We start from the raw sequence: 22,075 nt of genomic DNA on the forward strand, positions 1-22,075 counted from the left end.
GCGCATCGACGGCTATGAATATGCCGTGGTGGTGGCGCCGCAGGACAAGGAAATGTTTATCGACCACCGTAACCGGTTACGTATCCAGTTCGGCTGGGACCGGCAGGCGAATCTCGATGGCGCGACCTCGATCTGGGTGCGCGTCATGACGCAATGGCAGGGTGGCGAGCTAGGCGTGGTCGCACCCGGTCGTGCGGGTCAGATGGTGCTGGTCGCGCATGTGCACGGCGACCCGGACCGGCCGGTCGTCGCGGGATTTGTGGTGGACAAGTTCAACATGCCGCCGTGGGAACTGCCGGCCAATGCTGCGCTGAGCGGCATGCGCAGTAAGAGTCTCGGGTATGGTCTGCGCTCCAATCATCTCGCGTTGGACGATACGCCCGGCAAGATGCAGGCGCAGCTCGCAAGCGACCAGGCGAATTCGCGGTTTGTGGCGGGCTTCAATACGCGCATCGATGGCACGAAGGGGCGTACCGAGGCGCGGGGCGAAGGGATCGAGATCGCCACCGATGCACATGCGGTGATGCGCGCTAACAAGGGCATGCTGGTGACGACCGAAACGCGCGCAGGTGCGACTGCGCCGGTCAAGGACATGGGTGAGACAGTGGCACGGCTCACACAGGCACGACAGCAGCACGAGGACCTGTCGAAGCTTGCGACGCAGCACAATGCGCAGACACCGGACGCAAGCCAGGGCAATGCCACCAGTACGATCAAGGCGCAGAACGATGCGATCCGGGGCGGGCAGAAGACGGCGGAGAATCCATCGCCCGAAATGACCCGGCCGGACGTGGTGCTGGCAAGTGCGGCGGGAATTGCGACGACAACGGCGGACAGCGTGCACATGGCGAGCGTGAACGATCACGCGATTACGGCGGGACGGGACGTGAGTGTGTCGTCGGGGCGCTCGCTGTTCGCGTCGGTGCGCGGTGCGATCAGCCTGTTTGCCTACCAGCTTGGGCTGAAACTGATCGCGGCGAAGGGCAAGGTGGACATCCAGGCCCAGAGTGACCAGATGGCGCTCGCTTCGCTAAAAGACCTCACGATTACCAGCACAGACGGCAAGATCATTATTAGCGCTTCAAAGGAAATCTGGATCGGCGCGGGTGGTTCGTACATCCATATCAAGGGTACCGGGATCATTAACGGTTCACCGGGGGCGATCCTGGAGAAAGGCGCGTTGTGGGATGTCCCTGGCCCCGATTCGAAGCGAATGCCCTCACCGACGCTGCCTCAAGGCGACCTAAAAACAACCAGTCTCTATCCTCAATCGCGCTAACCATGATTATTAGTCCACCCTTCCTGCCCCAGTCCGGACTCAATTCTGGCAACGTCAACAATACTGACCCCGATCCGCTGATGACGGCAATCGAGACGTATGAGCCGGGCTGCCACGGCGTCTTTCCTATCACCTTTGATCGTCGTTGGCACGGTGGTATCCATCTCGTGCCAGAGACCTTGGACGAACCCGTGCGGGCCGTCGCCGATGGCGAGGTGGTCGCCTACCGTATCAGTCAGCAACCCATTTCCGATGGCCACATTGATGAAGCAACAGGCAAGGAGGCACTGAATACGAACACGGGCTTCTTGCTGCTGCGCCATGTAACCGATACGGGAGACGGGCGGAGCCTCACCTTCTATTCGCTGTATATGCATCTGCTGGACCTGACGGCCCAACAGTCACTTGCTGCGCCGCAAGCGAACCCATCGCAGAACAGTTCGCCCACAGCGCTAGCAGCATGGCTGCTCGAAGCTGGCGACAGCGTAAAGCAGGGCAATGGCAAAAAGGTTTATCGCAAGGATATCCTCGGCCACTGGGGCCAATCGCAGGGCATGCGACACCTGCATTTCGAAATCTTCATGACCGAGGCGGACTTTACGGCGTGGTTCGATCAATCTGGCCATACAGTCCAGCTTGGCGCAAAGAATCCAGTGCAGCCGACATCGAACGACTGGTGGGGACATGCCTACTACGTGATTCCTGGTTCGGTTCAATTTCTGGACGTGCCTGACGGCGTGCACGACGCACTGCACTTTCCGACGCTGGGTCGCGGGAAATTGCCGAAGGACACCAGCAAGCTCTACGTCGAGGCTTATTTTCACAAGGGGCAGCGTTATACGCGCGCATGGCTGGACGAGAATGGCGATGGCACTCCTGTGCTGATGACACCGCAACCGATAAGAGACCGATACGACGATTACGAATACAAGCTTTGTGAGCGTGCGAAAGCCCTATATTCAACATGCCCGAGTGATGGCTACGAGCTGCTGCGCTTCGGGCGCATCCTGTCGCAACCTCCAACGCTAGTTTCCGCACAGGAGAAAGCAACGTGGGTTGCGGTGCCGCTTGATGCAAATGGTACGCAGGGCTACGTGGATATCAACAAAACAACCATCGTCAAACTCTCCGATGCTGATTTTCCGTTTTTTACCGGCTGGCAAAAAATCGACGGTGAAACAGCGCCGCTCGATGCCAGTGGTCTTTTCAGTTATCGGAAGTTACGCCAGCTTGTAGGCGATGCTACGGCGACTGCATATGATGTGCCGCAAACTGATCCGCAGTTCAGCCTCGACACCCAACTCTCCAGCTATGTGCAGGGCAGTAGTGATGTGCGTAGCGGTCTCTCCGGCTTCGTGTGCCATACGAAGAGTGAGTGGGATTCAACCAACAATGACGAGCGATATCAGGATCTGAATAAGCCGGATGGTTATTTCGGTAAGTCCAACGACAGCGACCCGGATGGCTACGAGAAATTCCAAGGCTTCCTTAAAAAAATCCAGTTCATGGACCAAGTATCCGCTCTGGCTGGCGAAAAAAAATTCTGGTTTTTTCATCCGTTGGCGTTCATTCGGCATTTCAGGAAGTGCAGTTGGTTGAATGTGGACGAAATGGCACGGGCCTTCCCGCGCAGCCTTCTCCATCTAAGCCTAACGCAATTTCACGCATCGACAACGACTTGGAACGACGCACACGCGCGCGCGCGTACATGGGTGCTGCCGTTCAACCAAGCCACAAGAAAGTATGGAGTGTCTGCATCGCGACAGCGACTGTTGCACTTTTTTTCTCACGTAGTGCCGGAAACCGGCAATCTGCATTACGTCCGTGAAATCCAAGGTGAAACGAAATCGTATAACCCGTACTACGGGCGCGGCCTCATCCAGCTGACTCACCTTGACAACTATTTGGCATATGGGCATTTCAGGAAATTCCCGACCGGTGGCGCACCACCAGAATTTTCCGGGCTCGGCTGGGATCCGAACGGCTTGATTGCGCGCGACAACGCCGGTCACCACAACGCCGACAACTGTGTGGATAGCGCCTGTTTTTATGTCGCAAACCGCGCCAACATGCTGAGTCACATGGATGCCGGCGTCAGTCAGAACCATGCAATTACTGTGAGCAAGGACGTGAACGGTTATGTCGCCATCGAAAATTTGAATGGGTTGGAAGTGCGGTTGCAGTCAGTTCTTTATCTGCGCAACACACTACTCGACGACATTTTCGATGGGCAAACTGTTTCACTCACGTTCGAGTGGCGCCGAAATAGCCAGCAGGAGCCTGTATTGGACGCTCAGGGACATCCTGTGATGGTCGGCAGCCCGCCCCATCCCAAAAAGAAGTATTACGCGACGCAGCACACGATCACGTCGTCTCTTGAACTGCAGAAACCATAACTTGGTGCTATGAAATCCCTCCTAACCATTGCGCTGTTCCTTCTACCAATGGTCGCCCGTGCGGAAGTCACGAGCGAAACATTTTGCTTCAGTTCTGGAAGTGAGCATCCGATCAATTTTGAGATGCGTACTTATTACGATTCGACCATCAAATTTTCGTCTGCATTTGTCAAATACCAGAATGCGAAGCGGCCCATTCCACTAGTGCTCGACAACTCCACGAGCGAGACGCCGAGCGAGGATGCGTCGGACCAGGAAACCACTACGTGGATAGAGGTGTTCAACGGCCAGGCGACTGGCGAATACGAAATGATTACTCAAGGAACGCAGGTGTCCTCCATGGTTTATACCAGTAAGAAGAAAAATAAAAAGACTGGATTCGTGCTCAACACTAGCGCAATGGCCGAGGGCGACTGCAAGTGGTAATGCCGCTGTGTGGTCCCGCGCAGCCGAGTAATTACGACGCGCGTTGTTGCACAACCCAGATGAAGAAAAAGGTGACCCAAAGTCCGGTCGTTCATCCGATGCGCACGGATTGCAAGCGAGCGCTGCGGCGCGATCGTGCATGCCTGTTCGGCTCGTGCAAACCAATTGGGAGCGGAATAATTCCAATGATTGACTTCATCCGGCTCAATGACACCACCGACCACGGCGGCGAAGTCATCTCCGCCTCCGACACGATGCGCTACGGCGGGCGGCGCGTTGCCCGCAAGGGCGACCGTGTGACATGTCCGGAGCACCCCGACGTGCAGCCGAATGTCATCATCGAGGGCGACGACAAGATCACTGACCACGGCGTACCGGTTGCCCGACAGGGCCACCATGCCACCTGCGGATGCAGTCTCATTTCCAGCATTGTGTGGGTAGCATGTCCACGCCGCAGAAACGGCGTGGACAGCACTAACTGTAAAAAAGATGGGAGCACATTGCGATGGCTGCAGTAAAAGGACAACAGGGGCAGGCACCCGGCACCATCGAGGACATGCAGACGCTCGCCCGCCGACATAACGGGCGCTGCCTGTCGTCCACCTATCGCGACACGAATACGAAGCTGCTCTGGCAGTGCGACCAGGGTCATACATGGGAGTCGACACCGAGCAACGTGAAGGCGGGAAGCTGGTGCCAGGTCTGCGGCAAGGCGCGACGTGAGGCGCAGTGGCTTGCGGAAATGCAGGCGCTTGCGCAGGCGCGGGGTGGAAAATGTCTGTCCATCCGGTACACCCGCTTCCAGGAAAAGCTTCGCTGGGAGTGCGACCAGGGGCATCAGTGGGACGCGACGCCTGGCGGTATCAAGACCTCGGGCTCATGGTGTCCGGTATGCTCGGTCGAGAAACAGCGGCTGACAATCGCAGACATGCATGTGGCTGCCCGCGAGCACGGCGGCGAATGTCTTTCCGCCAGCTACTTCGATAATCTGACCAGGCTGCGCTGGCGTTGCGCACAGGGTCACGAGTGGGACGCGAAGCCCATGCATATCCGGCTCGGACAGTGGTGCCCGAGGTGCGGTCGGCAGTGGCGCCTGCTGACGATGGCGCAACTGCAGGCGGTGGCGCAGGCGCGCGGCGGCATGTGTCTCTCAGTCCACTATGGCAACGATGGTCAGAAGCTGCGCTGGCGGTGCGCCCACGGCCACGAATGGATGCAGACGCCGTCAAAGATCAAAGGCGGATCATGGTGTGCGCGCTGCGTGCGCAATTCATACACGATTGCCGACATGCAGGCGCTCGCGCGCTTGCGCGGTGGCGAATGTCTTTCTGACGAGTACGTCAACAGCCAGACGAAACTGCGCTGGCGCTGTGATCGTGGGCATGAGTGGTCCACCAGACCGGGGGTGATTATCAAGGGGCACTGGTGCCGCGAATGTGTATGGCTTGACCTGAGCACGAAAGACCGCAAGCGGCGCAGATATCTGGCGGTGCCGGATGCCGCCTGAGGATACGCGACGCAAGAACGACAGGACGTGCTCCATGACGAACCCGGACACCATCAGGCTGTTGCGCGGGTGGATCGCGGCGGCGATTCCGCGCTTCGAAATACTTCATGGCTGCAGACCGGCCGCGCTGCTTTGCCGCCCGGCATGACGGAACTCGTTTTCAATGGATGGGAAGCCGCTGGGGGCGTTGCACAGTTCGACGACCTGCTGGCCGTCATGACGCCGTCAGTCATCGTCCCTGCGCTGACGACCGTGGAAGGCCTGGACTGAGGTAGCGCTGGAGCACGCGTTCTGCATTAGCCCTATCACTGATTCCGTGGGAACCGCCCGTACGTTCCCCATGCGGCATGCATCGCAGCATCGACAACTCATCTGTTCAGACTTTAGACAAGTCACTTGCCTTGTGAGAGGACGTTAAGGGCTGGCGTTAGCTTGAAACTCAAACCCGACACATGTCTAATACGTAGGACAGTCCCTGCGTCGGGGACAAAGGTTTTCCCGCACCGCAGCGTGTGGGGAAACGTGGCGGAATGGATGTTTGAGGGCGTGAGGGGAAAGAAATTTCCCCCATACGCCGCCCGGCAGGCCTCACGCAGCGGGGCTGTTTATCACGGCGTGTGATTTCTCCACAGATTTGCGAACAGATTCTGTTGATAACTTCGCGCGTGACGCCGCAGCCAAATGAATGTTTTCAACCAATATGGCGGGTGTATGCTCAACCCGCTAGTTTCTGTTTGAGAGCACTCGACCACACCGCAATCCGGCCGTGGCTCATTGAAGATCAACACCGCGCTGCGCGCTTTTTGCCAGCTGTGGCCGCGGCTTTTTACAAGCGTGAACGCGATGGACAGGATGAACCCGGCAGCATCCATCGGGCGGCCGGATGAATGAGCCGCAGCGTTTCACGGTGCGCCACGTCAGCGTCTACCGTTATTCGGAACCCGTGCGCTTTGGCGAACATCGCATGATGTTCCGGCCGCGCGCGAGCCACGATTTGCGTCTTGTCACCAACAAGCTGGTGATCACGCCCGTGCCGTCGCGGCTGCATTGGCTGCACGACGTGTTCGACAACTCGGTGGCGGTTGCGAGTTTCGCGGACAAGGCGAGCGAATTGCGCTTCGACAGCGAAGTGACACTCGAACACTTCGAAGCGCCGATGCCCGATTACGCGCTCGAACCGTACGCGGTGAACTGGCCGTTCGCCTACACCAACGAGGAAGCGTCCGATCTCGTGAACGCGCGCAGCCGTCAGTATCCGGACAGCGACGTGGACGAATGGGCGCGCCGTTTCGTGCCGACTGCGGGTGTTGCCGCAAAGAGCGCCGCGGGCAGCAAAAGCGGCGCCGCAGCCAGTGGCACCATGGCGCTCCTGCGTGCCATGACGCTCGAAATCAAGAGCACGTTTTTCTATGTGCGCCGCACGGAAAAAGGCGTGAACCGTCCCGGCGACACCTTGCGCAGCCGCAGCGGCAGTTGCCGCGATTTTGCCGTGCTGATGATGGACGCGGTGCGCTCGCTCGGCCTCGCGGCGCGCTTCGTGAGCGGCTACATATTCGTTCCCGAGCACGACGCCACGCAAGGCGGCGGCGCCACGCACGCGTGGTTGCAGATCTATTTGCCGGGCGCTGGCTGGGTCGATTTCGATCCGACCAATAGCATCGTCGGCAACCGCCATCTGATTCGCGTGGCGGTGGCGTGGAACGCCTATCAGGCGCTGCCCTTGTGGGGCACATGGCATGGCGCGCCGCATTCGTTTCGCGGTTTGCAGGTGGACGTGAGCGTGACCGAAGGCGAATGACAGCCAGGCACGGCGCATACGGGCGAGCAAGGGTGAATAAGGGCGATCAAGAGCGAATGAACACGCGCCGCAAGTCACGGCGTGTCGAATCGAAACGTGTTTGCGGGGAGTGCCGCTTCGGGCTGCTCGCCGTACGCGTCAATTGAATGTTTCAACTGGAAAAGGGCGCCGCGATGAAATTGCGCGTTGGCTACGAGCTGGTCTATGAGTGCGTGCAACCGACGCCGATGATGCTGATGTTGAACACCCACTATTCGCATGCGAAAGAAGTACTGAATCCCGATTTGCTGGCGGTCGATCCGCCGGTGCCGATCAGCCAGTATCGCGACTCGTTCGGCAATCTGTGCAGCCGGCTGGTGGCGCCGCCGGGAAAGATTTCGTTTTCGACGAGCGCGGTGCTTGAAGTATCGTCCGAGCCGGAGACGCGGCCGCCGTACACCGAACAGCATCCGGTGGAAATGCTGCCCGACGATACGCTGGTCTTTCTGCTCGGCAGCCGCTATTGCGAAACCGATCTGCTCTCCGAATTCGCGTGGCAGACCTTCGGCAAGCTGCCGCTCGGCCGCGAGCGCGTGGATGCGATCTGCAACTACGTGCACAACCACATCGTCTTCGGCTACGACTTTGCGCGTTCGACCAAGACCGCATGGCAGGCCTGGCAGGAGCGCAAAGGCGTGTGCCGTGACTTTGCGCATCTGGCCGTGACGCTATGCCGGGCCATGAACATTCCGGCGCGCTATTGCACGGGCTATATCAGCGACGTCGGCCTGCCGCCGCCGTACGCCGCGATGGATTTCGCCGCCTGGTTCGAGGCCTATGTCGGCGGATGCTGGCAAACGTTCGACCCGCGCAATAACGCGCCGCGCACGGGGCGTGTGCTGATGGCGCGAGGACGCGACGCGGCCGACGTGGCGCTCAGCAATGCGTTTGGGCCCACGCAGCTGTTGAAATTCGCGGTGGTGTGCGAGGCTGTCTAGCTGCGTGGCGGATAAAGACCTAAAGTTTCAGACGTGAAGTGCCGACATGTTCTGCATCCACACCCGCTTCACGAAACTGATCTGTCAACAGCATGATGCTCCGTACTTTAGCCGCTACGTCCGCAGTCATTCTGCTTGCCATGCCGTCGGTGCATGCATTGCAGGCTGCGCCGTTGGAGCTCGCTTCGATCCCGGTAAGTTTGACCGTGCAGGAAGCCTGCCTCGTGCAGTCCGGCGACGCGCTGATCAGTAGGGCGAATCAGCCGGTGGTGTCCTGTATCCACGGGGCGCCGTTCCAGATCACGCAGGCCGGGTTCGATCCCGGCACGCCAGCCGACACGGCACGCAACGCGACGCAGCCAGTCGAATTCGTCGCCACCCACGACACGCAACACACCGTCTGGACGGTCAACTTCTAGTGGCTTCCTCGCGTCGGGCTTTCCTCAGAAAGTGATCGTCGCGGTGATCGTGTCGCTGTAGCTGCCGGGCATGGGCGTGCTCTGTGCCGGCACGCGGCCATACACGTTGATCGATACGGCGTTGCCGCTACCCGTGCCGGTGGCCATCGTGGTGCCGGCCGTGCCGTCACCCCAGGCGCTCGTGTGGCCTGAATCCGTGTAGAGCTGGTAATTCACCGTGCCGCCGCCACCTGAGCGCTGCATCTGCCGGGCCGCGACGTTGCCGCTCGAGCCGCTGCTGAGCGCGATCCGGTACGCGTCGCCGTTGGTGCAGCGCGCCGTGATCGCGCCGGTCGCGTTGAGCGCGGAGCTCAGCACGCCGGTCGACGTGAACGCGATGTTCGTCGCGCTGATCAGGCAGTTGTTGACGACCGTTGCGTTGACGGTGAAACCGAAGCTGCCGGCGCTCGTCGTCAGCGAGGCGCATGTCGGCCCGAGCAGCAGAAAGAAGGCGTAGGTCAGGGAGGTTTGACTCAACGTCTGCGAATAACTGGTGCTGCTGTTACCTGTGGTCGGCACGGTCGGCTGATTGGCGGCGATCTGGCCGTAGAAATTGACCGTCGCCGAGGCGGTCGTGCCGCTCACCGGTTTCTCCAGCGTCAGCGATATCGGCGTCGTGCCGAGCGTACTCGAGCCCCACGCGAGCGAATGCGCCGCGTCCTGGTACAGATCGTATTGCAACTGGTTGCTGCCGGCGCTCAGATGGCGCGGCGTCGTGCCGCCCATGTTCAGGCACACCTGCACACTCGGCGTCAGCGTGACCGCGGGCCACGTGCATTGCACCGTGACGCTGCCCGTCGCGGCCACGGCGCTGAGGCTGATGGGGCTCACGTTGCCAAAGTTCAGCGCCGACGGACTCGCCGTGCAGGTCTGCGCGCTAACGTGGCGCGGCATGATGCCGAGCAGGGCGCATAGTGCGAGGAGCAGGAGGAGCCGTTTCATAGCGCTATTCTTGTGTGCGGCAGCAGGCTGTCGAGCAGGGTGCGTTGCAGGAAGGGCAAATGAGGCCGCCTCATTGCGCTGCCTTCACGTTTGTCGCGGCATTCGTGACTGCGTCCGCCGCTGCGTTCGCCGCTGCGGTTGCCGCTGCATTAGCTGCTGCATTTGTCGCGGCGGCCGACATTGCATCCGCTGCCGCGTTGGAGCCACGCGCGCCGCAGGTCAGCGGTCCGATGGTCGGCAACGAGCCGTTAGCAGGGCGCTCGTAGATGAATTCGACGCTACACGTCACAGCGTCGTTCTCGACTTCCAGATGATTGTCGTGCTGCAGCTTCTCGATGAAAGTCAGGCCGTCGTAGCCGACGATCGTGTCCACCCCGCTTTCCACGTGGTGCACGCGCGTGCCCGGCGGCATCAGGTGGCCGTCGGCGCTGCGCAGAATCACCGAGGCCGCGCTATAGCGCGACACGCGGAAGCTCGCCAGCACGCCGGCACGCGACTTCGGCACGAGGTCCATCGCGGTCGTGGCGATCCGTGCGTCGGCGGGCAGATTCATGCTGTCGATCCCGACCTGGTTGTGCTGGTACGCGTTCAGATCGGGAATCAGCAGATGCCCACCGCGGTCGGTCGTACCGATCACGCGGTTTTCGTGCAGCACCGGCACCCTCGCCACGCCGCCGGTGGCAACCAGCGCGAAGCCGTCGTCGATCCGGCGCGCCGGTTGCACGGTGCGGTCCATCAGCACGATCGCGCCGGCAACGTCGAGCGAGGCGCCCGCATGCCGGTCGATATCCTGCGCAAGCGCCGTCACCTCGCCATATCTGCCGAGATACTGCGCTTGCGCCTGACGGTACGGCACCGCGCCGGAGCCGCCCGCCTGCACGCCCCAACCCCAGCCGCCGGCGTAATCGGGTGGACGCTGCGCATTGACGTTGTAGGTGGACTGGCCGTTCTGGCGGCCCACGCTCGCGTTGATCGCGGTGTTGTTGCCGAGCCCGAAACTCGCGGTCAGAAACACGCCTTGCGCGTTGTGCTGCAGAAAGTCCTTGTACGTGCTGAGCGTGAGCGAGGCGAGATTGCCGAAGTTGAGCGTGTACGACAACGAGCCGATGCGCGACGCCGGCACGCCGGGATAACGGTAGCCGATGTAGCTGAGTGACAGCGTCTGGCGGCTGAAGAAGGGCAGCGCGAGCGTGACGCGGTCGGTGGCGGTGGGCACGGGTGTGCCGTCGCGCGCGGCGAGGTCGCCGTAGTTGCCGTAAGCGCGCAAGGTCTGTGCATCGATCGAGAAGTGAGGCTCGATCAGTTGATAGCCGAGACCGAGTTGGGTGCCGTTCAGCTTGCCCGCGCTGCCCGACACCGAGCCATTGATCACCCCCGCCATGCCCATGCGCACCAGCGCGCCGGCGCCCGCATTGACGAGTCCGCCGGTCGCTTCCGCGTGGCCTTCCAGCGTCAGCGTGTCGCTCATGCCGCGGCGCGCGGTGGCGCTGACGGCGGGACGCGGATCGTAGGAAAACGAATCGATGCCGTAGCCGCGGCGCAGGAAGCCGGCTTCGAACGAATAGCTCGACAGGCCCGCGGCCAGCATGCGCGTATCGACGTAGAGCGGCAGCGAAGTCGAAATGGTGCGGCCGAGCGCGTCGTGCGTGATCACGGTGGCTTCGCCCGCGCCGGTGATGCCCGGCACGTTGTTGACGATAAACGGTCCGCTCGGCACGTTGCCGCTGAACTGTCGCACGTTGTTGATATACAGGTCCACCGCCGACGGCACCACGGCCGTGCCCGATAGCGCCTGCACGGGAAAGGTCACGAGGTCGGGGCGCAGCGCGAAGTTGCTGCGCCACTGAAATCCGCCGATGCGAATCGAGCGGCTCCAGTCGAGCGATGACGAAATGGTGTCGCCGAACTGGGTCGTGCTGAGCGCCGCGGGATTCGACGTGCTCCACGACGTGTCGTATCGCACGTAGCGATGCAGATCGCGATATAGATACGCAATGCCGGTGTTGCTCAGCACACCGGCCGGGTCGAAGTAGCGTTGCTCGCTCCACAGTGCGAACTGCGCGTTGGTGTCGGTTTGCGCGAACGCATCGTAGTTGATCAGAAAGCCGCGCGACGCAGTGGCGTTCGGCGTCTGCGCCAGCTCGCGCGTGTCGAACGTGTATGGCTTGCGGATCGCGTCGGGCACCTGCAGGTCGATGCTCTGACGCCCGGCGTCGTAGTGATAGCGCAGGCCAGGGATCTGGTCGAGTTCGAGCGTGGCGGTGTCGGCGGCGCCGAGCTTCTCCGTGGCGACGCCGATGTCGCTCAGATCCCGGGCCGTCGCGCTGAGCCGGCCGTCGCTTTCGCGAAAGTGGGCGATCAAAGAAGTGCGTTGGCCGTTCAGCATGACTTCCAGATACAGATCACGGCCCGCAGCGGAAGTTTGCGCGGGCTTCGTTGTGACAGACCTCGCGCTGTCCACGTTGGCGGCCGGCATGGGCGCGCGCGCATCGGCGTGACGGCCGCCCATGTCCACGCCCGTGTCGGTGCGCGCATCGACGCCCGTATCCGCGAACTGCAGTGAAGGCTGCGCTTCGGTCCGGTCCGTGCCCAGCATGTACAGCGTGGCTGCGAGCGCGATGGCATGCGGCTTCCATCCATGACGTATTCGCCGTCGTGTCATTCTCATTGGTTGAATGGCGGTCGATCGTATCCGTTGCCCATGACCGGGGCGCGCTCGTGGCCGGCGGCGCGTGCTCGCCGCCTTTCCTATGCCCTCGCATGTCTACTCGACATTCACGCTGGCTTCGGCCGGCAAAGAGTTGACGGCGGCGCGCACCTTCAGCGGACCGTTCTGCGCGACGTTGTCGGGCAGCGTGACCGGCCAGCGCCGTTGACGCCCGGCAAGCGCATAGCCGAGCAGTCCCTTGTTGATCGGGTAGGCGTTGCCGGCGTTGTCGATCAATTGCACGGCGGCGATTTGCGCGCGCTTACGGCCCGTGTTGTCGACGCGCAGCATCCAGCCTTGCGCGCCGGTGCCGCGCGATAGATGCCACGACAGCCTGGGCTGGCCGACGTCGACCGCCGGTTCGGCGAATACCGGCACCGAGTAGCGCAGGCGGATCGTCACGCCGCTGGTGGGCGCGGCGTCGGCTTCCGGCAACTCGTCGATCAGCACGCGATAACCCTGCTCGGATGCGGACGGCGCCGGCGCGGTGCGCACCAGCCGCACCAGCTGGTCGGCATGGCCGGGGATCTGGATCAGCGGCGGGCTGGCGACGAGATCCTGCGTCGGCGTGAGGGTGTCGTCGCCATTAGCCTGATCCCAGCGGAACACGCGCACCTGACCGAACAGCGGCTTCTCGCCGGGGTTCTTCAGCGTGATGCCGGCGGCGTTGGCCTCGGCCGCCATATCGACCATGACGGGCGAAATCTGCAGCGTGGCCGCGTGTGCGAATGTCGGACTCAGACACCACGCGCAGGCGCATGCCGCGAGCAGCCGGCGAGGCGCGCTCATGGCGCTCGCACGAGGCGTCAAAAGTAGACCGTGGCGGTGATGGTGGTCTGGTAGGTGTCAGGTTTCGGCGTGGTCTGCGCGGGCACTTGGCCGTACACCACGATCGATTGCGCCGACCCGGTGCCGGTGCCGCTGACGGTATTCGTACCTTGGGTGTTGCCCCACGCCGTGGTGTGGCCGGCGTCCTGATACAGCTGGAAGCCGACGGTAGTGGACGTGTTGCCGGTGGCGGTGCCGGCCATCAGGCGGTTGGTCACCGTTGAGCCGGTGACGGTGCCGGCGTCGAGCCCGACGTTGTACGGCGTGGTGTTGGTGCAGGTCACGGCGACCGTGGTCTGCTGGTTGATGGCGGTGGCGAGCACGCCGTTCGTGCCGAAGTTCAGCGGGTTGGCGCTGATCGAGCAGTTGGCGTTGAGCGTGAGCGTGACGGTAAAAGTGGTGACCGCGGTGCCGTTCGAATAAACGGCGGCGCGCGCGAGCTGCAAAGGCAAGCCAAACATCAAGGCGACGATCAGGCTGGATGACAGCAATTTTTGTTTCATCACGCTACCTCTCTCTCAGGCCTACGAAACACCGGTTGTCATTGCGCGGTCGTTAGAATCGGACCCGCCCGATAACGGAATCAATTACCTGGAAATGCCGTGCTGGATAATCGCGTTATGTGAGTAGTCAATGCGATTGATCAAAATTAGTCTACACAGACTTTCTGGATCGTACAAATTATTGCGTAATGAATTGATATTGAATGCTGCGTAAGAGGCGCGCTGTGGTTGGCTCTTGAGGAGGGCGTGAGAAATTGTTTCTGAATGGAAGTTGGGGCAATTACCTAAATGCGGTATTTTTTTCTAATTGGTAATTGTGCGTGAATATCGAGTGGGGAAATTGCGAATGCATGGGTATGCAAATCGAATTATTTAAAAAATTCTGATTGGGCTATTAGAAACGTGCGTATGCGAGAAAGTCGATGTAATGGCGCGCCCGCGTCCGATATGAACCACGGCATCCGGGCGACCAACGCGGCTTCATTCCCCAAGCGCCAGTGCGCGCTTCCTTCTTCGCACCAGCGCCGCGCCGATCGACACCGCGGCGCCGATGCCGCCCATCGTCAGTGAAAGAATCACGATCAGCGGCCCGGTTTGCGTGCGCGCCGAGAATACGCTGACCAGCAAGCCGGCGAGCGGCTGCGTCATGTTGTTCAGTAGGATCACCACGCCGGTCGTCTTGCCGTAGTCTTGCGGTGGAATGATTTGTTGCCGCGCGCTGCGGATGTAGACGTTGAACATCTTGTCGAAGCCGACGATCAGCAGGAAGCCGAGCGCATAGCCCCACGGCGCCGCGCTCGCGCCAGCGATCGCGCCGCCCGCGCAGATCGAGACGAAGGCGACCAGTCCCAGGGTGCGCGCTGGCCATGCGGCGCGTGCGATCGTCAACAGAATCAGCACCGTGGCCACGGCGCCGGCTGTTTGCAGTCCGGCATAGTAGCGATTCGATTGCGCGTGAAGGCCGGTCACCATGGCGGCGGACGTGGCGAGCGTCACGCCGATCACCAGATTTTCGGCGGCGGCGAGCAGCACGACTTTCTTCAGGCCCGGCAGCACCAGCACATGACGCAGCGCGATGCGCAACGGCAACGTCCAGTGGCCCAGCGCCGGGGGCAGCGGCTCGGCGGCGCGAAAACCGCTGGTGCGGTGCCACAGCAGCAGTGCGGCATCGGCGAGGAGAAACAGCATGCCGGTTGCGCCGACGACCCATTCCCAACGCCACAAGCCGAGCAGCAGTGCGGCGAGCATCGGGCCGAGCACGAACCCCAACTGATCGGCTAACTGCGAGTAGGCGAGCACGCGCTGAAACTGCTGCGTGCTGAAGATTTGCGGCAGCATGACTTCACGTGCGACGAGGCCCTGGCTCGTCAACACGCCGCACACCGCCGAGAGCGCGATCAACCAGCCGATGCCGCCGAACAGCGCATAAGCGAGTATGCCGCCGAAACATGCCAGCGCCCGCACCGTCTGGCTGACGCGCATCAACCTGAGCGGCGAGATGCGATCGCACAACGCGCCGAAGAAAGGAAACACCAGATAGCGCGGCAGCGTTTCGATAAAGAACGCGAGGCCCGACCACGAGACTTGATGCGTGGTCTGGAAGACGACGAGCGGCACGAGAAACAGCAGGACCTGATCGGCGAGACGCGCGACGAACAGCGAGCAGAAGAAAGCCTGATGGTTGACGCGCACCGTTCATGTCTCGCCGTTAATGAGTCGAGACCGATCCTATCAAAGATGGCGCCGCCGCGTCTTAGGCAGGCTGGCTGCGCTGCGCCGTGAGTGCTCGGCGCACTGCAAGCTGACCGCGCGCCGACGCCGGCGCGCGGTCAGGAGCGTACTTCAGGCGCCGCGATAGGCCGCTTCGAGCGGCGCGATATCGAGCTTGACCATGCTCATCATCTGCTTCATCACGCGGCTCGCCTTGACGGTGTCCGGGTCGCGCAGCATCTCGCCGAGTACGTCGGGCGCGATCTGCCACGAGACGCCGAAGCGGTCCTGAAGCCAGCCGCATTGCCACTCCTTCCCGCCGTCGAGGAGTTTCGTCCAGTAACGGTCGATTTCCTCCTGCGACTTGCAGTGCATGAACAGCGAAATCGCCGGCGTGAAGGGGAACTGCGGGCCGCCGTTCAGGGCCATGAACTCCTGGCCCTCGATCTCGAACGTGATGGCCAGCACGTCGCCCTCCGGCCCGGGTCCGGCATCCGTGTAGTGCATCGTGGTGGCGATGCGGGAATCGGAAAACACGGACGTGTAGAAGCGTGCCGCTTCTTCGGCATTGCCGTCGAACCACAGACACGGCGCAATTTTTTGCATGACGTTTTTCCTCCTTCTCACCGGGCGGACCGCGCCTTACTTCATGCAGTCCATCATGCCTTTCTGGATTTCTTCCGGGCTCAGGTCGCGCTTGTGCGTGGCCAACGACCAGCTATGGCCGAACGGGTCTTTCACCTGGCCGTAACGGTCGCCCCAGAACATGTCGGTGACGGGCATCACGGCGGTCGCGCCGGCCTCGACGGCCTGCTTGAAGCTGGCGTCGACGTCTTCCACATAGTAGTGAATCGTGACGGGCGTGCCTTTCAGCGTATTCGGGCCGAACGACTGGTGCTCGGGCCATTCGTCGGTCAGCATCAGCATGGAATCGCCGATCTTCAGCGTGGCGTGCATGACCTTGCCGTTCGGGCCCGGCAGGCGGACCTGTTCGACGGCGTTGAAGGCTTTCGTGTAGAACGCGATGGCTTCGGCGGCGTTGGCGCAGATCAGATACGGGGTGAGCGAATGCATTCCCTCGGGGATCGGCTTGACAGCATTGCTGGACATGACGGCGACTCCTTGAAGTAACAGGTTCGTGAGTTGAAAGACCGACTCGTCGAGTCAGGTCTTCAACGTTACGACGAGTACATGACCGTTGAATCGACACTCCGGAAAAAATATTTTTTGGCGCGCGTCTTAACCGGCCGCATTGTCCTCGTCCGGCGGCGCGGCGGACGGCGCCGGCGCGCCGAGGATGCTGATCTGGAACGTCGGCGTCGCCGCGAGCGATTGCAGCGTGGCGTCTTCGGGAATGTGTTCGAACAGCGGCAGAATCACCGAGCCGCCGATCACCGCGCGCCGGCTGTTGTCAGCGGGCCGCAAGCCCCATACATCCTGATAGACGACCGGCACCGCGCTGCCGTTGCGGGTGGTGTTGCCGATATACAGCATCACATGGCCGCCGATGTAGATCAGCGTGCGCAACGGTTCGCCGTGCTGCGCCAGATAGTCGAGCCGCTGCGCGGGCGTGGACGACGACAGGTCGATCATGCGCCCGGCGCTCATCTGCGTGGACGAATGGCGCGGCAGCCAGACGCCGAACGCGGCGAAGATGCTTTGCAGTTCCGACGAGCAGTCGTTGTAGAGCCCGCTATTGCCCCAGCCGTAGGGGCGGCCGATCAGCGTTTTCATCAGCATCGCCAGGTTGCGCGGCGTGGCGGCGAGCGGCGCCGGCGCGATTTGCGCGTCGCTCAGGGCGGCGCTGCGGATCAGCGCCTGGCCGTCGGCGTCGCGGGCCGGGACAAGTATTTGACGTGCGGCTGCCGGCCCGGCTGCGGCGCCGATGTCACTCGTGGCAGGCTTGGCTTGCGCCGGCCGCGCGGCGTTGGCGGGCACGATCGGCAGCAGCGTGCCGGCCGGCGCGTCGAAGCGGAACACGCCGCGGCTGTCGCGCACCGGCGCGGACGCCACGATCACCGCGCCGAGCGATTTGCCCGCTGCTGCGCGCCATGTATCGACGAAGCGATCGTCGGCCATGCCGACGCCGTCGCTGCGCACCCAGCCTTGCACGTCGGGCGTCTGCACGTAATGCCACGCGCCGTCGACGCTGCTGCCGAGCACATACAGCGGCGTGCCGGGACGCACGGCCGAGATCTGCAGGTTGTCGAACGGATAGCCTTCGCCGGCCAGATGGTGGTCGTAGAACGACGGATCGGTGGTCGGCAGTTCGCGCACCATCAGGTTGCCGGTGGCGACCGCGCGGCGCCGCGGCTGATAAACGGCGGTCTGCGTGAACTGCACGACATTCATGTTTTGCTTGATGGCGTCGATCCACGCCTTGTCATGCGGCCGGAAATTTTCGCCGTAGCCGATGTCCGCGCCGATCTTGCCGGTGTTGTCGAACCGGCCGATACGCCGCTGCTGCAGTGCAGCAATATCCGCGCCTTGCTGCCGGTAGACGCGCATCGTGACGTAGTTCGCATTCCACGGCGAGGGCGCCGCAGTGCCGGTGCCGAAATAGCGCGCGTAGAGCGCTTTGAAGTGCGCCTGCTGATCCGCCGGACTCAGGAACGGCTGGTCGTAGCCCGGGCTGTCCGGTTCGAGCCAGTGATCGACGTTCTGGTCGTAGTGTGCGATGGGGAACAGCGTGACGGTGTCGAGCGGCGCGTGGGTGTCGTGCGTCGGCGACGGGTTGCTGCAAGCGGCGAGCGCCGCGACGGCGGCGCACAGCGCGGCGGCACGGCAGGCGTTCGGCCAGGCGGCGGCAACGCGGGATAGAACGGCAACGGGCATGAGGTTTGGCGAAGAAGGTCCAGGGCACGATGATACGGTGTCGGCGCATTGTGCAGCACGTTGTAGCGGCACCGCGTTGTGCACACCGATGCATAATGCTTACGCGGATGCATTGGAGGTTCGCATCGTCCATAGCGGCTGCGCGATACCGCGCTTCACGCGCAGGCTGCCGCAGCCGGCGAGTGTTTCACTACACTCAATGCTCAACCCAACGCATGGCCTCGAAGCAACGTTCGCACGAGGCCGCCCAATCAAGGAGAGCCACATGCAAACGAGCGCACGCAATCAATTCGCCGGTGAAGTCACCGAACTCAAACACGGCGCCGTGAACGACGAAGTCACGCTGCGCACCCAGGACGGCCTGGAAATCGTCTCGATCATCACCCATGGCAGCACGACGTCGCTCGGCCTCGCGGTGGGCAAGAAAGCCTTTGCGCTGGTCAAGGCTTCGTCGGTGATCGTGATGGTCGATGTCGCGAAAAATCAGGTGTCGGCGCGCAATTGCATCGCTGGTACGGTGTCGGCGCTCACGAAGGGCGCGGTGAATTCCGAAGTGTCGATCAGCGCCGGCGGCGCGCAGATCGCGGCGATCATCACCAATGAGAGCGTCGATCGCCTCGGCCTCGCGAGCGGCAAAGCGGCGACGGCGATTTTCAAGGCGTCGAGCGTGATCATCGGCGTCGATCAGTAATCGTCGCGTATCGTCGTGCGGTTCCGAGGCCGGCGGCCCTGACGGAACCGGAACGAAAGAGGGTTTGACTGTGCGCCCGTCGTCGCGCGACGCGGGCGCGTGCCGTGAAGGAATCGGTGGCTTGCTTTAAACTGCACGACTCGCTGCCTCTCTTTCCGCTTTCATCACGGACGCCGTCATGTTCGAAGTCTCCTCCGCCTCGCATCTGCCCAAAGCCGCGCACTATGAAGAACTGGTCGCGCAGGCGCGCTCGCTGCTCGCCGGCGAAACCGACTGGATCGCCAACGCCGCGAATTTTTCCGCCTTCGTGTTTCATTCGCTCAGCGATCTGAACTGGTCCGGCTTCTATTTCCACGACGGTAAGGAACTGGTCGTCGGACCGTTCCAGGGCAAGCCGGCGTGCGTGCGAATTCCGCTCGGCAAGGGCGTCTGCGGCACGGCTGCACAGACGCGGCAAACGCAGGTGGTGCGCGACGTGCACGAGTTTCCAGGCCATATCGCCTGCGATTCGGCTTCGCAATCGGAAATCGTCGTGCCGCTCGTCGCGCCGGACGGCACGCTGATCGGCGTGTGGGACGTGGACAGTCCGAGCGTCGCGCGCTTCGACGAAGAAGACGCGAAGGGTATGGAGGCACTGTGCGCGGTGTTTATCGAAGCGGCGCTGCCGCGCGCCGCGTAAAAAACACAGCAGCGGTGGAGCGGCGCCGTATGCTTCTCCGTACATAGAGTCAATGCAGTTCAGGGGATGGGTCGGCGGACCTCATCCCGCTATCGTTCTCTCCAACGCGCTCGAGACAGCTCATGAACATGACGAACCCCACTGGGTTTCGGAGACATGCATGGGTTCCGCCACTGCGACTGCAACTGCGACCGCCACGCCAGCACGCTGACATTCCAACGTCCCCCGCATTACCCCCGCAACTGCACTTTCGCTAGCCACGACTGGGAGTTTCTCAGCCGCTACTGGCATCCGGAGGCGTTCGCGGCCGAAGTCACCGACAAACTCATCAGCGTGACGCTGCTCGACGAGCCGCTCGTGGCGTTCCACACGCACGGCAAACCGGTGAGCGCGCGCAACGCATCGCGCAAGCGTGCCGCTCGCGAAGATTGGGGATTACACCAAGGGAAACGATTGCCGTGAAGATTGCGGGGCGGCCAATTCGGCGGGGGCGCGAAAGCCGTTATCATACGCACGGTTGCCCGAAACATCGGACCGGAATGTCGAGGCTCTACGGGTTGCGCCCACGCGTCAAGAACACGCTCGATCGCTTTCACTACTCAGGAAAATCAAAAGGCCGGCGCGATGCAAGTCCCCCTCTACGCCGAAAAGCGTACGCGCGATGCCGTGCTTGCGTCGGCGCCTTACGGCATGTTTACCTGCGCCGCGGACGGCACGTTCGACTGCATCAATGCCGCTTTCGAAAAGCTGACGGGACTGGCGGCTGAAGAACTGATCGGCCGGCGCACCTTCGAGTCTTTGTTCGATCCGGCCGAACTGGCCAAGCGCCGCGCCGAACTGCCGCCGCTTGCCATGGTGAGTTCGCGCTACGAAGGCGAGTGGAGCTTCTTGCGGCGCAACGGCACGCCGGTTCGCGTGGTGCTGGCGTTGGCGCCGCTCGTCACCGAGCCCGCGCGGACCGCTTGTCCCGCGCTATACGTGGGCATCGCCATCGACATGACGCGTTACGCGCAATCGGAAGCGCGTCTCTGGTACGTCGCGCACCACGACGGCGTGACCCGCCTGCCGAATCAAACGCTTTTCACCGAACGGCTGGAACTCACGATCGCGCGTTGCGAGCGTAGCGGCAGCGGTTTTACCGTGCTGATCGCCGAGCTCGATCATCTGCGCAAACTGCGCGACGCGCTCGGCTTGCATGCGGCTGAACTCGTGCTGCAGATCGTCGGTGAACGGTTGCGCGGTCTCTTTCCGAATGACGGCACGATCGCCTCGATCGGCGGCACGCAGTTCGCGTTGCTGGTCAACGAAACCGGTCCGGCGGCCGATGCATTCGCCGCCGATGCGCTAGGCCGCATCGCCGAGGCAATCGATTACGCCGGCACCGCGTTGAACATTACCGCGAGCATCGGCATCGTGGCGTATCCGGCCGACGGCGGCGATGCGCCCACGCTGATGCGTCGCGCGGGCGTGGCGTTGTCGGCGGCTTCGGCGGTGAACGGCAATGCGGTGCGGCGGTTTTCCACCGCGCTCGAAGGCCAGGCCGCGCGCCGCTTCGAACTGCAGACCATGTTGCGCGACGCGATCGATCGTCAGCAACTGCATCTCGTGTATCAACCGCAGGTCACGCTTTCCAACGGCCACATCGCGCAGGTGGAGGCGCTGCTGCGCTGGGACCATCCGCAACGTGGCCTGATCAGTCCCGTCGAATTCGTGCCGGTCGCGGAGGAAGCGGGTTTGATCGAGCAGATCGGCGAGTGGGTGATCCGGACTGCGTGCCGCGATGCCGGCAAGTTGCTGCGGCTGACGGGCAACTTGCCGCGCTTCGCGGTGAACGTCTCGCCGCAGCAGTTCCAGCGGCACAATCTGTTCGAAACCATCCGCGAGGCGTTGGAAGATGCCGCGCTCGACCCGTCGTATCTCGAAGTGGAGATCACCGAGGGCGTTCTGCTCGGCGATACCGATCAGGCTTTGCAGACGCTCTTTGCATTGCGCGATCTGGGCGTGGAGGTGGCGGTAGACGACTTCGGCACCGGCTACTCGAGCCTCGCTTATCTGACGCGCTTTCCGTTGAATCGCCTGAAAATCGACCGCTCGTTTGTGATGCGCATGAGCACCGATCCGCAGTGCGCGGCACTGGTGGGCGCCATCATCGCGATGGCGCACGCGCTCAAACTGCGCGTGACCGCCGAAGGCGTCGAAACGGCCGAGCAGGCCGCGCAACTCGAAGCGCTCGGTTGCGATGAAGCGCAAGGCTTCTGGTTTTCGCGACCGATTACCGTTGCGGCACTGCGTAATCTGCTGAGGCCTTTGGGCACTCTCTGAAACCGGAGGGCCGGCGG

General features: G+C 62.3%; 20 protein-coding genes and 1 pseudogene. 13 read left to right on the top strand and 8 right to left on the bottom strand.

Annotated features, from left to right (window positions below; all coding sequences use genetic code 11):
- The 9 genes and pseudogenes from ACFSNN_RS34030 to ACFSNN_RS34070 form a co-directional block, all read left to right on the top strand.
- Positions 1-1,279: DUF2345 domain-containing protein (locus tag ACFSNN_RS34030; protein ID WP_377779211.1), on the top strand; the 1,279-nt coding region annotated here is incomplete at its 5' end.
- A gap of 2 nt (positions 1,280-1,281) precedes the next feature.
- The gene (locus tag ACFSNN_RS34035; protein ID WP_134456718.1) at positions 1,282-3,675 is read left to right on the top strand and encodes a M23 family metallopeptidase; all 2,394 of its coding nucleotides are present in this window, start codon (positions 1,282-1,284) and stop codon (positions 3,673-3,675) included.
- A gap of 9 nt (positions 3,676-3,684) precedes the next feature.
- Positions 3,685-4,101, top strand: coding sequence for a hypothetical protein (locus ACFSNN_RS34040; RefSeq protein ID WP_134456717.1), 417 nt, complete (start codon positions 3,685-3,687; stop codon positions 4,099-4,101).
- A gap of 185 nt (positions 4,102-4,286) precedes the next feature.
- Positions 4,287-4,535: pseudogene (locus ACFSNN_RS34045) on the top strand (PAAR domain-containing protein); the annotation flags it as partial.
- Between the two features lie 71 nt (positions 4,536-4,606).
- Positions 4,607-5,608, top strand: coding sequence for a hypothetical protein (locus ACFSNN_RS34050; protein ID WP_134456715.1), 1,002 nt, complete (start codon positions 4,607-4,609; stop codon positions 5,606-5,608).
- A gap of 27 nt (positions 5,609-5,635) precedes the next feature.
- Positions 5,636-5,878: a hypothetical protein gene (locus tag ACFSNN_RS34055; protein WP_134456714.1), complete on the top strand. Its 243-nt coding sequence runs from the start codon at positions 5,636-5,638 to the stop codon at positions 5,876-5,878.
- A 613-nt stretch (positions 5,879-6,491) separates the two neighbouring features.
- Positions 6,492-7,406, top strand: a complete 915-nt coding sequence (locus ACFSNN_RS34060) for a transglutaminase family protein (RefSeq protein WP_134456713.1) — start codon at positions 6,492-6,494, stop codon at positions 7,404-7,406.
- A gap of 173 nt (positions 7,407-7,579) precedes the next feature.
- Entirely contained in the window at positions 7,580-8,383 is an 804-nt protein-coding gene (locus ACFSNN_RS34065; RefSeq protein WP_134458944.1) for a transglutaminase-like domain-containing protein, read from the top strand.
- Positions 8,384-8,475: 92 nt separating this feature from the next.
- The gene (locus ACFSNN_RS34070; protein WP_134456712.1) at positions 8,476-8,802 is read left to right on the top strand and encodes a hypothetical protein; all 327 of its coding nucleotides are present in this window, start codon (positions 8,476-8,478) and stop codon (positions 8,800-8,802) included.
- Between the two features lie 24 nt (positions 8,803-8,826).
- Here the strand turns inward: ACFSNN_RS34070 and ACFSNN_RS34075 are convergent, their stop codons facing one another.
- The 8 genes from ACFSNN_RS34075 to ACFSNN_RS34110 all read right to left on the bottom strand — a co-directional run bounded on the left by ACFSNN_RS34075 (position 8,827) and on the right by ACFSNN_RS34110 (position 18,366).
- Positions 8,827-9,783: a Csu type fimbrial protein gene (locus tag ACFSNN_RS34075; protein ID WP_134456711.1), complete on the bottom strand. Its 957-nt coding sequence runs from the start codon at positions 9,781-9,783 to the stop codon at positions 8,827-8,829.
- A gap of 70 nt (positions 9,784-9,853) precedes the next feature.
- The gene (locus tag ACFSNN_RS34080) at positions 9,854-12,292 is read right to left on the bottom strand and encodes a fimbria/pilus outer membrane usher protein (RefSeq protein WP_377747388.1); all 2,439 of its coding nucleotides are present in this window, start codon (positions 12,290-12,292) and stop codon (positions 9,854-9,856) included.
- A 255-nt stretch (positions 12,293-12,547) separates the two neighbouring features.
- Positions 12,548-13,279, bottom strand: coding sequence for a fimbrial biogenesis chaperone (locus tag ACFSNN_RS34085; RefSeq protein WP_134456710.1), 732 nt, complete (start codon positions 13,277-13,279; stop codon positions 12,548-12,550).
- A gap of 17 nt (positions 13,280-13,296) precedes the next feature.
- Positions 13,297-13,779, bottom strand: coding sequence for a Csu type fimbrial protein (locus ACFSNN_RS34090; RefSeq protein ID WP_377747387.1), 483 nt, complete (start codon positions 13,777-13,779; stop codon positions 13,297-13,299).
- Positions 13,780-14,301: 522 nt separating this feature from the next.
- Positions 14,302-15,513, bottom strand: a complete 1,212-nt coding sequence (locus ACFSNN_RS34095; RefSeq protein ID WP_377747261.1) for an MFS transporter — start codon at positions 15,511-15,513, stop codon at positions 14,302-14,304.
- 150 nt (positions 15,514-15,663) lie between these two features.
- The gene (locus ACFSNN_RS34100) at positions 15,664-16,137 is read right to left on the bottom strand and encodes a VOC family protein (protein ID WP_134456708.1); all 474 of its coding nucleotides are present in this window, start codon (positions 16,135-16,137) and stop codon (positions 15,664-15,666) included.
- Positions 16,138-16,173: 36 nt separating this feature from the next.
- Entirely contained in the window at positions 16,174-16,641 is a 468-nt protein-coding gene (locus ACFSNN_RS34105) for a VOC family protein (protein ID WP_134456707.1), read from the bottom strand.
- Positions 16,642-16,770: 129 nt separating this feature from the next.
- Positions 16,771-18,366 (bottom strand): SH3 domain-containing C40 family peptidase, encoded by a 1,596-nt coding sequence (locus tag ACFSNN_RS34110; RefSeq protein ID WP_134456706.1) that lies wholly within the window; start codon positions 18,364-18,366, stop codon positions 16,771-16,773.
- Between the two features lie 265 nt (positions 18,367-18,631).
- Between ACFSNN_RS34110 and ACFSNN_RS34115 the strand changes: the two genes are divergently transcribed.
- The 4 genes from ACFSNN_RS34115 to ACFSNN_RS34130 all read left to right on the top strand — a co-directional run bounded on the left by ACFSNN_RS34115 (position 18,632) and on the right by ACFSNN_RS34130 (position 22,058).
- The gene (locus ACFSNN_RS34115) at positions 18,632-19,057 is read left to right on the top strand and encodes a TOBE domain-containing protein (protein ID WP_134456705.1); all 426 of its coding nucleotides are present in this window, start codon (positions 18,632-18,634) and stop codon (positions 19,055-19,057) included.
- 178 nt (positions 19,058-19,235) lie between these two features.
- The gene (locus tag ACFSNN_RS34120) at positions 19,236-19,736 is read left to right on the top strand and encodes a GAF domain-containing protein (protein ID WP_134456704.1); all 501 of its coding nucleotides are present in this window, start codon (positions 19,236-19,238) and stop codon (positions 19,734-19,736) included.
- 156 nt (positions 19,737-19,892) lie between these two features.
- Positions 19,893-20,198 (top strand): Rieske (2Fe-2S) protein, encoded by a 306-nt coding sequence (locus ACFSNN_RS34125; protein ID WP_134456703.1) that lies wholly within the window; start codon positions 19,893-19,895, stop codon positions 20,196-20,198.
- A 162-nt stretch (positions 20,199-20,360) separates the two neighbouring features.
- Positions 20,361-22,058 (top strand): putative bifunctional diguanylate cyclase/phosphodiesterase, encoded by a 1,698-nt coding sequence (locus ACFSNN_RS34130; RefSeq protein WP_134456702.1) that lies wholly within the window; start codon positions 20,361-20,363, stop codon positions 22,056-22,058.
- Positions 22,059-22,075: the final 17 nt, after the last annotated feature.

This window comes from Paraburkholderia dipogonis, assembly GCF_042680985.1.
Taxonomy (GTDB): domain Bacteria; phylum Pseudomonadota; class Gammaproteobacteria; order Burkholderiales; family Burkholderiaceae; genus Paraburkholderia; species Paraburkholderia phytofirmans.

Excerpts from the sequence above, each read along its gene's own strand:
- ACFSNN_RS34035 (WP_134456718.1), top strand. The coding sequence starts at position 1,282 with ATGATTATTAGTCCACCCTTCCTGCCCCAGTCCGGACTCAATTCTGGC.
- ACFSNN_RS34040 (WP_134456717.1), top strand. The coding sequence starts at position 3,685 with ATGAAATCCCTCCTAACCATTGCGCTGTTCCTTCTACCAATGGTCGCC.
- ACFSNN_RS34050 (WP_134456715.1), top strand. The coding sequence starts at position 4,607 with ATGGCTGCAGTAAAAGGACAACAGGGGCAGGCACCCGGCACCATCGAG.
- ACFSNN_RS34060 (WP_134456713.1), top strand. The coding sequence starts at position 6,492 with ATGAATGAGCCGCAGCGTTTCACGGTGCGCCACGTCAGCGTCTACCGT.
- ACFSNN_RS34065 (WP_134458944.1), top strand. The coding sequence starts at position 7,580 with ATGAAATTGCGCGTTGGCTACGAGCTGGTCTATGAGTGCGTGCAACCG.
- ACFSNN_RS34070 (WP_134456712.1), top strand. The coding sequence starts at position 8,476 with ATGATGCTCCGTACTTTAGCCGCTACGTCCGCAGTCATTCTGCTTGCC.
- ACFSNN_RS34075 (WP_134456711.1), bottom strand. The coding sequence starts at position 9,783 with ATGAAACGGCTCCTCCTGCTCCTCGCACTATGCGCCCTGCTCGGCATC.
- ACFSNN_RS34080 (WP_377747388.1), bottom strand. The coding sequence starts at position 12,292 with ATGGGCGGCCGTCACGCCGATGCGCGCGCGCCCATGCCGGCCGCCAAC.
- ACFSNN_RS34085 (WP_134456710.1), bottom strand. The coding sequence starts at position 13,279 with ATGAGCGCGCCTCGCCGGCTGCTCGCGGCATGCGCCTGCGCGTGGTGT.
- ACFSNN_RS34090 (WP_377747387.1), bottom strand. The coding sequence starts at position 13,779 with ATGTTTGGCTTGCCTTTGCAGCTCGCGCGCGCCGCCGTTTATTCGAAC.
- ACFSNN_RS34100 (WP_134456708.1), bottom strand. The coding sequence starts at position 16,137 with ATGCAAAAAATTGCGCCGTGTCTGTGGTTCGACGGCAATGCCGAAGAA.
- ACFSNN_RS34105 (WP_134456707.1), bottom strand. The coding sequence starts at position 16,641 with ATGTCCAGCAATGCTGTCAAGCCGATCCCCGAGGGAATGCATTCGCTC.
- ACFSNN_RS34110 (WP_134456706.1), bottom strand. The coding sequence starts at position 18,366 with ATGCCCGTTGCCGTTCTATCCCGCGTTGCCGCCGCCTGGCCGAACGCC.
- ACFSNN_RS34115 (WP_134456705.1), top strand. The coding sequence starts at position 18,632 with ATGCAAACGAGCGCACGCAATCAATTCGCCGGTGAAGTCACCGAACTC.
- ACFSNN_RS34120 (WP_134456704.1), top strand. The coding sequence starts at position 19,236 with ATGTTCGAAGTCTCCTCCGCCTCGCATCTGCCCAAAGCCGCGCACTAT.
- ACFSNN_RS34125 (WP_134456703.1), top strand. The coding sequence starts at position 19,893 with ATGCATGGGTTCCGCCACTGCGACTGCAACTGCGACCGCCACGCCAGC.
- ACFSNN_RS34130 (WP_134456702.1), top strand. The coding sequence starts at position 20,361 with ATGCAAGTCCCCCTCTACGCCGAAAAGCGTACGCGCGATGCCGTGCTT.